Origin of the sequence: Streptomyces sp. NPDC051322 (assembly GCF_040689485.1) — a bacterium.
In the GTDB taxonomy this organism is placed as follows: Bacteria; Actinomycetota; Actinomycetes; order Streptomycetales; family Streptomycetaceae; genus Streptomyces.
Genome location: NZ_JBFBAK010000008.1, coordinates 219,840 through 235,325 on the forward strand (window position 1 = coordinate 219,840; position 15,486 = coordinate 235,325).

General features: G+C 69.5%; 12 protein-coding genes. 10 read left to right on the forward strand and 2 right to left on the reverse strand.

Going from position 1 to position 15,486, the window contains the following annotated elements:
* Positions 1–36: 36 nt before the first annotated feature.
* Both AB0436_RS20270 and AB0436_RS20275 read right to left on the reverse strand, forming a co-directional pair.
* Positions 37–1,227, reverse strand: coding sequence for an amidase (locus tag AB0436_RS20270; protein WP_366469287.1), 1,191 nt, complete (start codon positions 1,225–1,227; stop codon positions 37–39).
* A 29-nt stretch (positions 1,228–1,256) separates the two neighbouring features.
* Positions 1,257–2,684, reverse strand: coding sequence for a cytosine permease (locus AB0436_RS20275; protein WP_366469288.1), 1,428 nt, complete (start codon positions 2,682–2,684; stop codon positions 1,257–1,259).
* Positions 2,685–2,839: 155 nt separating this feature from the next.
* Here AB0436_RS20275 and ureA point away from each other — a divergent pair, with 155 nt between their 5' ends.
* From ureA to AB0436_RS20325, 10 genes are all read left to right on the forward strand, one after another.
* Positions 2,840–3,535, forward strand: a complete 696-nt coding sequence (gene ureA, locus AB0436_RS20280) for an urease subunit gamma (protein WP_366469289.1) — start codon at positions 2,840–2,842, stop codon at positions 3,533–3,535.
* A complete protein-coding gene (locus AB0436_RS20285; RefSeq protein ID WP_366469290.1) occupies positions 3,532–5,196 on the forward strand; it encodes an urease subunit alpha in 1,665 nt (554 codons plus the stop codon). The genes ureA and AB0436_RS20285 overlap by 4 nt, the downstream gene beginning before the upstream one ends.
* 66 nt (positions 5,197–5,262) lie before the next feature.
* Entirely contained in the window at positions 5,263–6,276 is a 1,014-nt protein-coding gene (locus AB0436_RS20290) for an agmatine deiminase family protein (protein WP_366469291.1), read from the forward strand.
* Positions 6,277–6,313: 37 nt separating this feature from the next.
* Positions 6,314–6,916, forward strand: a complete 603-nt coding sequence (locus tag AB0436_RS20295; protein WP_366469292.1) for a TetR/AcrR family transcriptional regulator — start codon at positions 6,314–6,316, stop codon at positions 6,914–6,916.
* Between the two features lie 94 nt (positions 6,917–7,010).
* Complete coding sequence (locus AB0436_RS20300) at positions 7,011–8,324, forward strand: MFS transporter (RefSeq protein WP_366469293.1); 1,314 nt, start codon at positions 7,011–7,013, stop codon at positions 8,322–8,324.
* Between the two features lie 385 nt (positions 8,325–8,709).
* Positions 8,710–10,317 carry a citramalate synthase gene (gene cimA, locus AB0436_RS20305; RefSeq protein WP_366469294.1) on the forward strand — a complete coding sequence of 536 codons (1,608 nt, stop codon included), beginning with the start codon at positions 8,710–8,712 and terminating at the stop codon, positions 10,315–10,317.
* Between the two features lie 369 nt (positions 10,318–10,686).
* A complete protein-coding gene (locus tag AB0436_RS20310; RefSeq protein ID WP_366469295.1) occupies positions 10,687–11,661 on the forward strand; it encodes a LacI family DNA-binding transcriptional regulator in 975 nt (324 codons plus the stop codon).
* A gap of 57 nt (positions 11,662–11,718) precedes the next feature.
* Entirely contained in the window at positions 11,719–13,404 is a 1,686-nt protein-coding gene (locus AB0436_RS20315) for an ABC transporter substrate-binding protein (RefSeq protein ID WP_366469296.1), read from the forward strand.
* 14 nt (positions 13,405–13,418) lie between these two features.
* On the forward strand, positions 13,419–14,507 hold the full coding sequence (locus tag AB0436_RS20320; protein ID WP_366469297.1) for an ABC transporter ATP-binding protein: 1,089 nt from the start codon (positions 13,419–13,421) through the stop codon (positions 14,505–14,507).
* Positions 14,504–15,484 carry an ABC transporter permease gene (locus AB0436_RS20325; protein ID WP_366469298.1) on the forward strand — a complete coding sequence of 327 codons (981 nt, stop codon included), beginning with the start codon at positions 14,504–14,506 and terminating at the stop codon, positions 15,482–15,484. Before AB0436_RS20320 ends, AB0436_RS20325 begins: the two co-directional genes overlap by 4 nt.
* The last annotated feature ends 2 nt before the right edge of the window (positions 15,485–15,486 follow it).

Genomic DNA, 15,486 nt, shown 5'->3' on the forward strand with positions numbered 1-15,486 from the left:
GGGTGGTGGGCACCCGGCGCCCTCCGGTCCCGTGGCTCACCGCGTGGGGAACACCGCTTCGACCCCCGTGGCCCACGCCATCAGTTCCTCGTCACGACCCGCCGCGGCAACGCACTGCACGCCCAGCGGGAGCCCGTTGGCGGCGAGGCCGGCCGGCACCGTCAGCGACGGCAGACCCGCGTTGCTCCAGGGCAGGCACATCACCGAGCTGCCGGTGGTGGCCAGCCCCCGGAGGGCCGGACCGGTGGCTGACGGGGTGATCCAGAGGTCGATCGAGGACATCGCCTCGTCGAGACGGTCGCGGAAGGCCACCCGTTCGCGCTGGGCGCGGGCGTACTCCAGGTCGCTGATGGATCGGCCCTCGGCGATCGCCCGCGCCGTCTCGGGGCGGTAGCGGTCGCCGTACTCCGCGAACCACTCGGCGTGCGTCCGGGCCACCTCGTAGCGGTTCATGGTGAAGAGCTGAGCCCTGATCCGTTCGAAGTCCGCCATGACCGGTACCGGCAGCACCGGGTAGCCCGCCGCCCGCAGCCGGTCCGCGTGGACGGCGAAAGCGGCCAGCGCCTCGGGCTCGGCGCACCGCAGATACGGGCCTTCGGGGATGCCGAGCACCGGGAGACGCGTCGGCGGTCGGAGCGGCCGCCAGGTGTCGCAGAGCGCCGCGACCGCCGGAGCGAGCCCGGCCACATCCGCGGCGAATACGCCGAGGGTGTCGAAACTCGGGGCGTTCGCGATCACCCCGTCGACCGGGATGCGCCCGTACGTCGGTTTGAAGGCGGCCACTCCGCAGTACGCGGCCGGACGGATCATCGAACCGACCGTCTGGGTGCCCACCGCCAGCGGGATCATCCCGGCGGCGACGGCAGCCGCCGACCCGCTGCTCGAGCCGCCGGGGGTGTGCTCCGGGTTGCGCGGGTTGCGGGTGGGACCCGGCGCCAGTACGGCGAACTCCGCAGTCACCGTCTTGCCGGCGACCACCGCCCCGGCGGCGCGCAGCCGGTCGACGACAGCGGCCTGCGGGCCGGCCAGCACGTCCGGCGGCAGCGACGAACCGGCCCTGGTGGGCAGGCCGTCGACGTGAATGATGTCCTTGATGCCGACCTGGACGCCGTACAGCGGAGGCCGGTCGGCGGGCACCGGCCAGCGGGCGGCGATCGCCTTGGTTTCGGCGGCCAGCCGCTCGGCGCGCCCGGGTTCGGATACGAATGCCTGTATGTCGCGGTCCATGGATCGGGACGCTATTGCATCGAGCGGCGCTACAGCTCGGCGAGCGCCTCGGAGGGGCTCTCGGCAGGGGTGCCGGTGCGTACCGTGCCCGCGGTCAGCGCCGCATAGGCCAGTCCGCCGACCAGGCCGGAGAAGATGAAGCTGCAGTCCACCCCGCCGGTGAGGTGCAGCAACGGGCCCTCGTAGAGCGGGGTGGACACCGCGGCGAGGCCGACCGCGGCCCCGATCGCCCAGGCCACCGCCGCTCGCACGTTCCAGCCGGCGCGGTACCAGTACATCCCGCCCCTGGCGCGGCGGTTGAAGACCTGGAGGGCATCGGGGTCGTACTCGCCACGGCAGCGGACATGGCCGATGACGGTGATGACCGCCCACGGAGTGCCGATGGCGGTGAGCAGGAGGACGAAGGACGTCATCGCCGACTGTGCGTCCCAGGCGAAGTGACCGGCGAAGACGAAGAGCGTGGCGACCGCCGCGACGACCATGGTGGCCCGTGCCCGGGTGGCGCGCGGCAGGATCGCGTCGAGGTCCAGGCCCATCGAGTACAGCATGAGACCCGCATTGCCGACCGAACCGGCCGAAGCGGCCAGCAGCAGGGGAACCAGGTACCAGGCGGGGGACGCGGCGACGAGCGGCCCGGCGTAGTCGACGGCCGAGCGGGCCGCGAGCGCGGTATAGGTACCGAACAACTGGGGGACCAGCAGGCCGAGTACGAGACCGACGCAGGTGGCCCGCAGCACCGAAGCCGTGCTGTGACGGCGGGGAGAGACGTAGCGGGTGTAGTCGCCGAGGAGGGTGATGAAGGCGATCGGACCGCTCAGCCCGGCGGCGACGGCGGACAGCAGCCAGGTGGGCCAGAACGAGCCGAGCAGATACGGGGTGTGCGGCGCGGCGGCGGTGGTGAAGTCGGGGGCGTACGCGAAGAGGCCGAGGACCAGCAGCAGCGTCATGGCGACGGCCAGTGCCTTGCTGAGCCGCAGCAGTATCCGGTAGCCGTACACCGCGCCGGTGACCGTGAGGGCCGCGAGCAGGGCGTAGACGACGGAGTGGATCCAGCCGTTGTCCGGCAGGCCGGTGAGCCGGGCGAGTGTCCCGATCATCACATCGCCACCGATCCACAGGGTCAGCGCGGTGTACCCGAGCGAGAGCAGCAGACCCACGATCGAGCCGATGAGCCGGCCGCGTACGCCGAACTGGGCGCCGCTGGAGGTGGAGAGATTGGTCCCGGTGCGCAGCGAGACCAGGGCGAGCGGGGCGGTCAGCAGGGTGCCGACGATCGTACCGGCGACCACCGAGGTGACGGAGGGCCACAGACCGAGGCCGAAGGACACCGGGAGCCAGCCGAAGACGATCACCCCCAGACACAGGTTGGAGCCCAACAGGATGCTGATGAGGTCGCGGGGACCGCTGGTGCGTTCCTCGTCCGGGATGGTGTCGACTCCGCGCTGTTCGATCGGCATACGGCATGCCCTCCACTCGATGATTTGAGTGGCGCTCAATGTGCTGTATGCCATGGTCGGCTGTCAATGCTTTCGCTCACACGGATCGACGGTTAGAGTATTGCTCAAAGCGTTGCCGAAGGTGTCGCTCCGAACGAGGACGAGGTGGGTAGGGAGTGCGACTGACCCCGACCGAACGAGATCGGCTGCTGTTGTTCGGCGCGGCCGAGCTGGCCCGGGCGCGCCGGGCGCGTGGCCTCAAGCTCAACGTCCCGGAGGCGACCGCGCTGATAGCCGACACGGTCTGTGAGGCCGCCCGCGACGGGCGGCGGCTCGCCGAGGCGATCGAAGCGGCGCGCGCCGTGCTCGGTCCGGACGATGTGCTGCCCGGGGTCGCGGACGTGGTCACCGAGGTCCATGTCGAGGCGGTCTTCGACGACGGCTCCCGGCTGGCCGTGGTGGCCGACCCCATCGGCGGCGGATCCCTGGGCGCCGACGCGCCGGGGGCGGTACTGGCCGGTCCCGGGCACCCCGAGCTGGTTCCCGCGCTGACCGTGACCGTACGCAACACCGCTCCCGTGCCGGTCAGCGTCACCTCGCACTTCCACTTCTTCGAGGCGAATCCGCGGCTGGACTTCGACCGGGCAGCCGGTTACGGAATGCGGCTGTGCGTACCGGCGGGGTCATCCGTGCGGTTCGGCCCGGGCGAGAGCGCCGAGGTCGGTCTCGTCCCGATCGGTGGCGACCGGATAGCGATCGGCTTCGCGGGCCTGGTCGACGGGCCGCTCGACGCGCCGGGCGCGAAGGAAGAGGCCATGCGGCGCGCCGCGGCCTGCGGATACCTGGGGGCGGACCGAGGAGCTGACCGATGAGTGAATACGCAGCCGTGCACGGCCCGCGGGCGGGCGACCGGGTCCGTCTGGGCGACTCGGGGCTGACCGTCCGGGTCGAGTCCGACGCGCAGAAGCCGGGCGACGAGTTCCTGGCCGGATTCGGCAAGACCGCCCGCGACGGACTGCACCTCAAGGCGGCGGCGGTCCGCGACACCTGCGACGTGGTGATCAGCAACGTGCTGCTGATGGACGCCGTGCAGGGCATCCGCAAGGTGTCCATCGGCATCCGGGAGGGCCGCATCTCGGCCATCGGCAGGGCCGGCAACCCGGACACCCTCGACGGGGTCGACGTGGTCGTCGGGACCGGCACCTCGATCGTCTCCGGTGAGGGACTGATCGCCACCGCCGGCGCCGTGGACACCCACGTCCACCTGCTCTCGCCGCGCATCATGGAGGCCTCGCTGGCCTCCGGCGTCACCACGATCATCGGCCAGGAGTTCGGTCCGGTGTGGGGCGTCGGCGTCAACTCGCCCTGGGCGCTGCGCCACGCCTTCAACGCGTTCGACGCCTGGCCGGTCAACATCGGCTTCCTGGCGCGCGGTTCGTCGTCCGACCCGGCCCCGCTGGTGGAAGCGCTCGCCGAGGGCGGCGCGTCCGGGTTCAAGGTGCACGAGGACATGGGCGCGCACACCCGGGCGCTGGACACCGCGCTGCGGGTGGCCGAGGAGCACGACGTACAGGTGGCCCTGCACAGCGACGGGCTCAACGAATGCCTGTCGGTCGAGGACACCCTGCGGGTACTGGAAGGCCGGACGATCCACGCCTTCCACATCGAGGGCTGCGGCGGCGGACACGTGCCCAACGTCCTCAAGATGGCCGGCATACCGAACGTCATCGGCTCGTCCACCAACCCGACGCTGCCGTTCGGCCGGGACGCGGTCGCCGAGCACTACGGGATGATCGTTTCCGTACACGACCTCAAGACCGACCTGCCCGGTGACGCGGCCATGGCCCGCGACCGGATCCGCGCAGGAACCATGGGCGCCGAGGACGTACTGCACGATCTGGGCGCCATCGGGATCACCTCATCGGACGCGCAGGGGATGGGCCGGGCGGGGGAGACGGTGCGCAGGACCTTCGCCATGGCCGGGAAGATGAAGACCGAGCGAGGCGCCGACGGCGACGACGACAACGCGCGGGTGCTGCGCTATCTGGCCAAGCTGACCATCAACCCCGCCATCGCCCACGGCCTGGCCCACGAGGTCGGCTCGGTCGAGGTCGGCAAGCTCGCCGACATCGTGCTGTGGCGGCCGGATTCCTTCGGCGCGAAACCGCAACTCGTCCTCAAGTCGGGCTTCCCGGCCTACGGGGTGACCGGCGATCCGAACGCCGCCACCGACACCTGCCAGCCGCTCGTCCTCGGCCCCCTGTTCGGGGCCCACGGAGCGACCGCGGCCGATCTGTCGGTTGCCTTCGTCGCGCAGGCCGCCCTGGACGCCGACCACGACCGGATGCCGACCCGGCGCCGGCGCGTCGCGGTGCGCGGCACGCGCGGCATCGGACCGGCGGACCTGCGCCTCAACTCCCGTACCGGCGCGGTGGATGTGAACCAGCGCACCGGGCTCGTCACGCTCGACGGGGAACCGCTGGAGTCACCGGCCGCGGAGTCCGTCTCGCTCAACCGCCTCTACTTCTTGTAAAAGCACAGTCCGTGAGAACCGTCAGCCTTCCGGTACGCCCCCATCAGCAGCCCCGAGGACCTCACCATGTTCCGTATGCCCCCCGAGTGGGCCCCGCACGAACGCACCTGGATGGCCTGGCCGGGCCCCAACCCCACCTTCGACGACGCGGTCGGCCTGGCCGAGGCGCGCCGGGCCTGGGCGGCCGTGGCGCGCGCCGTCCGCCGCTTCGAACCGGTGACGATGGTGGTGGGGGTCGGCGAATCGGCCGGCGCCCGCGCCCTGCTCGGCGCCGGCATCGAACTGGTCGAGCGCGAACTCGACGACGCCTGGATGCGCGACATCGGCCCGACCTTCCTCACCGACGGCACCGAACTCGCCGCGGTGGACTGGACGTTCAACGGCTGGGGCGCGCAGGAATGGGCCCGCTGGGAACACGACGCGAAGATCGGCGCCGCCGTCAGCGACCTGGCCGGCGCCCGCACCTTCACCTCGGAGCTGGTCAACGAGGGCGGCGCCATCCACGTCGACGGCGAGGGTACGGTGCTGCTCACCGACACCGTCCAGCTCGGCCCGGAGCGCAACCCGCACTGGACGCGCGAGCAGGTCGAGGCGGAGATCCACGCGCGGCTCGGCACCACCAGGGCGATCTGGCTGCCACGCGGACTCAGCGGTGACTACGGGGAGTTCGGGACCCGCGGTCATGTGGACATCGTCGCTGCGTTCGTCCGGCCCGGCGTGGTGGTCGCGCACACCCAGCCCGACCCGGCCCACCCCGACCACGAGATCTGCCGGCAGATCGTGGACCTGCTCAGGTCGGAGAAGGACGCGAAGGGACGCCCACTGGAGGTGGTGGAGGTGCCCGCGCCGACCGTCCTCGAGGTCGACGGGACATGGGCGGACTACTCCTACATCAACCACTACCTCTGCAACGGCGGCGTGGTGCTCTGCTCGTTCGACGATCCTCGGGACGACACGGCGGCCGAGATCTTCCGCGGCCTCTTCCCCGACCGGACGGTGGTGCAGGTGGACGCCCGTACGGTCTTCGCCGGCGGGGGCGGGATCCACTGCATCACGCAGCAGCAACCCGTGGTGCGCTGATGCCGGGCCGCCCCGGGCACCCCATATTCTGGGCCCCATGAACGAACCGGCGGCCCGCGCGCGCAAGAACGCCCCGCCCCGCGAGAGCGTGCTGGCCGCCGCCATGGCGAGCATCGCCGAGCGCGGCCTGGAAAAGCTCACCATGGCCGGGCTCGGCCGCGAGGTCGGGATGAGCAGCGGGCACCTCCTGTACTACTTCCGCACCAAGGACGAGCTGCTGCTGCAAACACTGGAGTGGAGCGAGGAGCAGCTCGGGATGGACCGCCGCTCGGCGCTCGCCCGGCAGGTCCCGGTCCGCGAGCGGCTGGACTCCTTCGTCGACCTCTACATTCCCGCCGGCCCCCGCGACCCGCACTGGTCGCTCTGGCTGGAGCTGTGGAACCGGGCACACGGCGTCGACGACGACACCCGGGCCAGGCTGCTCGACATCGAGCTGTCCTGGCACCGCGACCTGGTCGCCCTGCTGGTCGAGGGCGCGTCCCGCGGTGAACTGCGGGCCGTCGACGCGGAACGGTTCGCGACGCGGATACGTGCCCTGCTCGACGGCTTCAGTACCCATGTCGCGATGGCTCTGCCCGGCTCCGACCGGGAGCAAGTGCTGGCCCATGTCCGTGACTTCATCGACGAGGCGCTCGGCTGACGCCGAGCCGTGAACGCAACGCACGCAAGTACCCTTGATCGTAGCCATAGGGCCTCTTGTGGCGCGTCGGGCCGTTCCGTCACCGTGGACGACCATGGGACGAGAGCAGTGGAAGAAAATCTGGGTCGGCTCCGCCGGCAACATGGTCGAGTGGTTCGACTGGTTCGTGTATGCCACCTTCGCGGTGTATTTCGCTGACGCGTTCTTCCCGAAAGGGAACGAGACCGCGAACCTGATGAACACCATGGGCATCTTCGCCGTCGGCTTCTTCATGCGGCCGGTCGGCGGCTGGCTGCTCGGCCGTATCGGCGACCGCCGGGGCCGCAAGGCCGCGCTGACCCTCACGGTCACCCTGATGTCGGCCTCCGCGATCCTGATCGCGATCGCGCCCACCTACCAGGTCGCGGGATACGGCGGCGTCGCCGTCCTGCTGGTCGCCAGGCTGCTCCAGGGACTGTCGGTCGGCGGCGAGTACGCGGCCAGCGCGACCTACCTCACCGAGGCCTCGGCCCCCGCGAAGCGGGGATTCGCCTCCAGCTTCCAGTACGTCTCGATGACCGCCGGCCAACTCGTGGGCCTGGGCCTGCAGATCACGCTGCAGCGCATCATGTCCGACGACGCGCTGCACAGTTGGGGCTGGCGGATCCCGTTCATCGTGGGGGCGGTCGGCGCCGGCATCGTCTTTTATCTGCGGCGCTCCATGCTGGAGACCGAGGTGTACGCGGAGTCCGGCGCCGCGGTGGACGAAAACCGCGGCACCCTCAAGGTGCTGTGGGCCCACCGGCGGGAGGCGTTCCTGGTGATGGCGCTGACCATGGGCGGCACGGTCGCGTACTACACGTACACCACCTACCTCACGAAGTTTCTCTCCTCCAGCGCCGGTATGGCCAAGCCGACCGCCTCGCTGGTGAGCTTCTGCGCGCTGTTCCTGTTCATGTGTCTCCAGCCGCTGGCCGGCATGCTCTCCGACCGGATCGGGCGGCGGCCGATGCTGATCACCTTCGCGGTGGGCTCGACGTTTCTGACCGTGCCGATCATGACGATGCTCAAGCACGCGGGGACCTTCTGGCCGGCCCTCGGCCTGGCGATCCTCGCGTTGGTCATCGTCACCGGATACACGTCGATCAACGCGTGCGTGAAGGCCGAACTGTTCCCGACGGGGATCCGGGCGCTGGGGGTCGCGCTGCCGTATGCCCTCGCCAACGCGCTCTTCGGCGGTACGGCGGAGTACGTGGCGCTGTGGTTCAAGAAGGCGGGGGTGGAGTCGGGGTTCTACTGGTACGTGGCGGGGTGCGCGGCGGTTTCGCTGGTGGTGTATCTCACGATGCGAGAGACGCGGGACATCGACCTGAACCGTGCGGAGCGGGTTCCGGGCACGGCACCCGCGCCGTCCCGCGCCCCGGCGTAGCTCACGCCCCTGCTCCCGGGGCCCCTCCCAGCGGTAGCCGGGGGAGATTGAGGACCGGGGTCCGGGGCTGAGCCCCGGATCCGGGCACCCCCCGACCGCATCGTGAGACCCCCTCCACCCCCCGCCCCCCATGTGGCAGACTGCCACCGTGTCCTCGTTCGCCATGATTATCGGCAGCAGGCGCGCCGGTCCGCAGTGACCGCTCCCGTATCACCATGTACGGCGCGGCCACCGTGCCCCAGACCCGCGCGCTAACCTCTCGCACCCGCGAGGGGTTTTTTCGTTTCCAGGCCCCACCTCGGCCAGGAGCGAGGTGCGCGCGAAGATGGGGGCAAGTGGAGCCAGACATTCCGGGATCCACCCACCCGACAGGAGCCAGATCAGCATGACCACAGACGACAAGGCCACGGACGACAGCTTCCATGTCTTCGACACCACGCTGCGCGACGGCGCTCAGCGCGAAGGCATCAACCTCACCGTCTCGGACAAGCTGACGATCGCCCGGCACCTGGACGACTTCGGCGTCGGGTTCATCGAGGGCGGCTGGCCGGGGGCGAACCCGCGGGACACCGAGTTCTTCGCCCGCGCCCAGCAGGAGATCGAATTCAAGCACGCGCAACTGGTCGCTTTCGGGGCCACCCGCCGGCCGAAGACCCGCGCCGAGGACGACCCCCAGGTCAAGGCGCTGCTGGACTCCGGCGCCGCGGTGATCACCCTGGTGGCCAAGTCCCACGACCGTCACGTAGAGCTGGCGCTGCGCACCACCCTCGAGGAGAACCTCGCCATGGTGCGGGACTCGGTCTCCTACCTGGTGGGGCAGGGCCGCCGGGTCTTCGTCGACTGCGAGCACTTCTTCGACGGTTACAAGGCGAACCCGGAGTACGCGAAGTCCGTGGTGCGGGCCGCTTCCGAGGCGGGCGCCGACGTGGTCATCCTCTGCGACACCAACGGCGGGATGCTCCCTGCCCAGATCCAGGCCGTGGTCGCCACCGTCCTCGCCGACACCGGTGCCCGGCTCGGCATGCATGCTCAGGACGACACCGGTTGCGCCGTGGCCAACACGCTTGCCGCGGTGGACGCGGGCGCTACCCACGTGCAGTGCACGGCGAACGGTTACGGCGAGCGCGTCGGCAATGCCAACCTCTTCCCGGTCGTGGCCGCCCTGCAGCTGAAGTACGGCAAGCAGGTCGTCCCGGCGGGCGCACTGGCCGAGATGACCCGGATCTCGCACGCCATCGCCGAGGTCGTGAACCTCACGCCCTCCACGCACCAGCCGTACGTGGGGGTGTCCGCCTTCGCGCACAAGGCCGGTCTGCACGCCTCCGCGATCAAGGTCGACCCCGACCTCTACCAGCACATCGACCCCGAGCAGGTCGGCAACACCATGCGGATGCTGGTCTCCGACATGGCGGGCCGCGCGTCCATCGAGCTCAAGGGCAAGGAACTGGGCATCGACCTGGGCGGTGACCGCGAGCTGGTCGGCCGGGTCGTCGAGCGGGTGAAGGAGCGGGAGCTCCAGGGCTACACCTACGAGGCCGCCGACGCGTCCTTCGAGCTGCTGCTCCGGGAGGAGGCCGAGGGCAGGGCCCGGCGCTACTTCCGTATTGAGTCGTGGCGCGCGATCGTCGAGGACCGCCCCGACGGTACGCATGCGAACGAGGCGACCGTGAAGCTGTGGGCGAAGAGCGAACGCATCGTGGCGACCGCGGAGGGCAACGGCCCGGTCAACGCGCTGGACCGGGCGCTGCGGGTCGGGCTGGAGCGGATCTATCCGCAGCTCGCGAAGCTGCAGCTGACCGACTACAAGGTTCGCATCCTGGAGGGCAAGCACGGCACGGACTCCACCACCCGGGTGCTGATCACCACGAGTGACGGCCAGGGCGAGTGGTCGACGGTGGGGGTCGCGGAGAACGTGATCGCCGCCTCCTGGCAGTCGCTGGAGGACGCGTACACCTACGGTCTGCTGCGGGCGGGTGTCGAACCGGCGGAGTAGGCCGTGAGCCGGTGGGTGGGGGCCGGGAGCGGGGGCGCGTCCCCCGGCCCCGGCCCTCAGCCCGTACGCCGGACCAGGTGAAGGTGGCGGAGGTCTTGCCCGCCGACGAGTAGATGGCTGTCCCGGTTGCGCCGGGCGCACCGCGTGAGTGAACCGCGGTTACGTGCTCGCGTCAAGGGCTGGGTGTTCACATCCTGAAGGAATGACGGCTCCTGCCTGCGCCGAACTCCGGTCCGGACCAATCTCGGTGTGAAGTATTGACGGCACTACGGGCGTGGGCTTTACTCACGCCTCAACGCCGGTACCGGTTCCGGAACCGGTACCGGACCTTCGTCCGCAGACCACCGCCGACCTCGTCGTGGAGGCCCGATGCGTGTCACCATCGCCGATGTCGCCCGTGAGGCCGGCGTCAGCAAGACGACCGTTTCACGGGTCATCAACACCAAGGGCGAGGTGGACGGTTCGACTGCCGCCCGGGTTCGGGAGGTGATCGCCCAGCTGGGTTACGTACCGAGCTCGGGGGCCGTCGGTCTGGCCCGCGGGAACAGCCGGACGGTGGGCATGCTGGTGCCCTCGCTCGCCTGGCCCTGGATGGCCGAGGTGCTCCAGGGAGTCGTCGACACCGTGGAGGCGGCGGGCTACGGGCTGTTGCTCTTCACGGTCAGCCGGGGCGCCGAGTCGGTGGAGCACTTCATCGGCCAGGTCTCGGCCCGTGCCTTCGACGGGCTCCTTGTCGTCGAACCCGAGAACACGCTGCACCGCATCACCGAACTGCACCGAAAAGGGCTGCCGGTCGTGTTGATCGACGACCGGGGGCACCACCCGGAATTCCCCTCCGTCGTGACCACCAACCGCGAGGGAGGAGCTTCCGCCGCCCGCCATCTGCTGGCCGCCGGACGCACAAAGCCCCTGGTCATCACCGGCCCGCTGCACTTCGGGTGCACGCGGGAACGCAGCGCCGGGTTCTGTGCCCTGCAGCCTGGAGCCATCGTCGCCACGGGCGACTTCACGGAACCGGTCGGCTACCGCGCGGTCGAGGAACTCATCGCGTCCGGTACCGCCTTCGACTCGGTTTTCGCGCACAACGACATCAGCGCCGCCGGGGCGCTGCGGGCGTTGCGTGCCGCGGGCCGGAGCGTTCCCGACGACGTGGCTGTCGTGGGATTCGACGACATCCCGATGGCCGAGCACACCGTGCCCCCGCTCACCACCGTCCGCCAGCCCACCCGGCGGATGGGCGAGACGGCGGCGCGGATGCTGCTCGGGCACCTCGGCGGGGTGCCCACGCCGGCCGAACCGGTCGTGCTGCCCACCGAGTTGGTCGTCCGCAGCTCGGCGCCTTAAAGCCTCGAACCTTCCTCCTTCATCTCCCTCCCTTCGCAGTCCCTCGATGGAGTCGCCATGTCCGTAATCAGGCCGAACCGGAAATTCCGGGCGCTCGCCGCAGCGATAGCCGTGGCCGCGCTTGCCGCAGGCTGCTCAGACGCCAACAGCAAGAACAACTCGAAGGGCGGGGCGGGCGCCGCATCGGGGGTCCTCACCATCGGCATGCCGAACGGACCGCAGACCGACAACAGCAACCCGTTCCTGGGCACGTCGGCCGGCGCCTCGCTCGGCTACCGCTTCCAGATCTATGAGCCGCTGGTCATGACGAACGGGATCCGCCCCAGCGAGAAGGGCCAGCCCTGGCTGGCCTCCGCCTGGAAGTGGGAGTCCAACTTCACCAAGGTCACCTTCACCATCGACGCCAGGGCCAAGTGGTCCGACGGCAAGCCGCTCACCGCCCAGGACGTGGCCTTCACCTTCAACCTGATCAAAAAGAACAAGGCGCTCAACGGCAACGCGATCCCCTACGACGGCATCCAGGCCCAGGGCGACAAGGTCGTGCTGACCTTCAAGGAATCGCAGTTCGTCAACCAGAACAAGATCGTCAACACCTTCGTCGTCCCCCAGCACATCTGGTCCACGGTCAAGGACCCGGCGACCTTCGCCAACCGCAAGCCGATCGGTTCCGGCCCGTACGTCCTCAAGTCGTTCACCCCGCAGACCACGACGCTCACTGCGGCGCCCACCTACTGGAAGGGCAAGACGCAGGTCAAGGAGTTGCGCTACACGTCGTACAACGACAACAGCGCGCAGACCACGGCGCTGGCCGGCGGCAAGTCAGAGTGGTCCTTCGTCTTCATGCCGGACTACAAGAAGCTGTACGTCGCCAAGGACCCCGAGAACAACAAGCTGTGGTTCCCCTCCGGGCTCGGCATCCACGGACTGTGGTTCAACACCGCCCGCAAGCCGTTCGACAACCCGGCGCTGCGTAAGGCCATGGCGATGGTCATCGACCGCAAGGCGATCTACGTCCAGGCCGAGTCGACGCTCTACCCGGAGATAACCAACCCGACCGGTATTCCGCTGCCCGCCGGTGCTTCCTTCCTGGCGCCGGAGTACAAGGACGCCACCACGAAGCCCGACCTCGCGGGGGCCAAGAAGCTGCTGTCCAACGCCGGGTTCAAGCTCAACGGCGGTGTGCTAAAGGACCCGAGCGGCAAGGCCGTCAAGCTGACGATGAGCGACCCGGCCGGCTGGAACGACTACATCACCGGTCTGTCGATCATCAAGGACAACGTCAAGCAGCTCGGAATCGACGCCGCGGTGAAGACCCAGACCGCCGACGCCTGGACCGCCGACGTCTCCAACGGCAACTTCGACGCCGTACTGCACTGGACCAACAGTGGTCCGACGCCCTACGACATGTACCAGAACATCATGGACGGCGCCCTGCTCCAGCCCGTCGGCAAGTCTTCGCCGCTCGGCAACTTCGGCCGCTTCGACAGCCCGGAAGCGACGAAGGCGCTCAAGGAGTACGCCAACGCGACGACCGATGCGATCCGCACCACGGCCATGAACACGCTGCAGAAGATCATGGTCGACCAGGCGCCGATGGTGCCCACCGCGGCCGCACCCATCGGGGCCGAGTACTCCACCAGGAACTGGGTGGGCTGGCCCACCGAATCCGACCCGTACGGCCCGCCGCAGCCCACCCAGCCGAACGCGCTGGACGTCGTGCTGCACCTCAAGCCCGCCAAGTAACACGGGGACCGGCCATGACCGAACAGACCGAAACAGTGCCACCGGCGCATGACGTCGCGCGTGACATCGTGCTCGAGGCGCGCGGAGTCTCCAAGCACTTCCGGGTCCGGCACAACGGCGGTGATCTCCTCGCCCGCAGGCAGCGCGCCGTCCACGCCGTCGACGATGTCTCGCTGCAGCTCCGGCGCGGCACCGTCACGGCCCTGGTGGGGGAGTCGGGCTCCGGTAAGTCCACCGTCGCCAGGCTGCTCGCGCAGTTGTATCCGCTCACCGGGGGCGAGATCCACCTGGCGGGCAAGGCGGTGAAGGCCGGAAGCGGCCGGTCCTTCCGCAGATACGTACGCCAGGTCCAGCTGATCTTCCAGGACCCCTTCGCCTCGCTGAACCCGGTGCACACCGTGCGCTACCACCTCGCCAGGTCGTTGAAGATCCACGGCAGGGCGGGCAGCGGCGAAGCGGAACTCGAAGCCGGACTGACGGCTCTGCTCGAACGCGTACAGCTCACGCCTCCCCAGCGGTTCCTGGACAAGTTCCCGCACGAGCTGTCGGGCGGTCAGCGCCAGCGCGTGGCCATCGCCCGCGCGCTGGGCGCCGATCCGCAGGTACTGCTCGCCGACGAACCGGTGTCGATGCTCGACGTCTCGATCCGTCTCGGTGTCCTCAACCTGCTCAAAGACCTCAAGGACCGGCTGCACCTCGCCATCCTCTACATCACCCACGACATCGCGTCGGCCCGCTACTTCGCGGACACCACCCTGGTGATGTACGCGGGCCGCATCGTCGAGGGCGGTGACAGCGAGACCGTCACCCAGCACCCCGCCCATCCCTACACCCAGTTGCTCATCGCATCGGCACCCGACCCGGACCGGGCCGTCGCGCCGGAGGAGCAGCAGGAGTCCGGCAGCGGCGAGCCTCCCTCGCTCATCGCCCCGCCGGCCGGCTGCCGCTTCCACCCCCGCTGCCCCCGGGCGATGGAGCGCTGCCGCACCGAACTGCCGCCGCGCTTCGACCTCGACGACGGCCAGTGGGCGGCCTGCTGGCTGTACGCAGATACGACCGTCACCACCGAGGCGACCGGTACGAAGGAGGCGACGGACAAGTGAAGTATCTGCTGCAACGGCTCGCCTTCTACACCGTCACCGCCTGGGCAGCGATCACCATCAACTTCTTCATCCCGCGGCTGATGCCCGGCGACCCCGTGCAGTCCCTGATCGCCCGCTTCCAGGGCCAGCTCGACACCAAGGCCATCGATTCGCTCCGGGCGCTCTTCGGTCTCGACAAGCACCAGACGCTCTGGCAGCAGTACACCAGCTACTGGTCGCATCTGCTCGACGGCGACCTCGGACTCTCCTTCACCTTCTTCCCGACACCGGTGAGCGACGTCATCGCGCAGTCGCTGCCCTGGACCCTGGCACTCGTCGGCGTCACCACACTGATCAGCTTCCTGCTGGGTACCGGTATCGGCGTCTTCTCCGGCTGGCGGCGCGGCTCCTGGATGGACAGCTTGCTGCCGGTCACCACCTTCATCTCCGCCATCCCGTACTTCTGGCTCGGCCTGATCGCCATCGCGCTGTTCGCGGTCAAGTGGCCGTGGTTCCCGGCGGCCGGCGGTTATGACCCCTCGCTGGTCCCCGCCTTCGACTGGCCGTTCGTCTCCAGCGCGCTCTACCACGCGGCTCTGCCCGGACTCACCATCGTGCTCAGCGCGGTGGCCGGCTGGATCCTCGGCATGCGCAACATGATGGTGACGGTGTCCTCCGAGGACTACGTGATGGTCGCCCAGGCCAAGGGGCTCCCGGAGCGACGGGTGATGTTCAGCTATGCCGCCCGCAATGCGATCCTCCCCAACATCTCCGGATTCGCGCTCTCGCTCGGCTTCATCGTCGGCGGCACCCTCCTGGTGGAGATGGTCTTCTCCTATCCGGGCATCGGCTTCCAGCTCTTCCAGGCCGTCGGCGCCAAGGACTATCCGCTCATGCAGGGCGTCTTTCTGATCATCACGCTCTCGGTCCTCGCGGCGAACCTGCTCGCCGACGTGATCTACATGGTCCTCGACCCCCGCACCCGAAGGGAGGCCTGAGG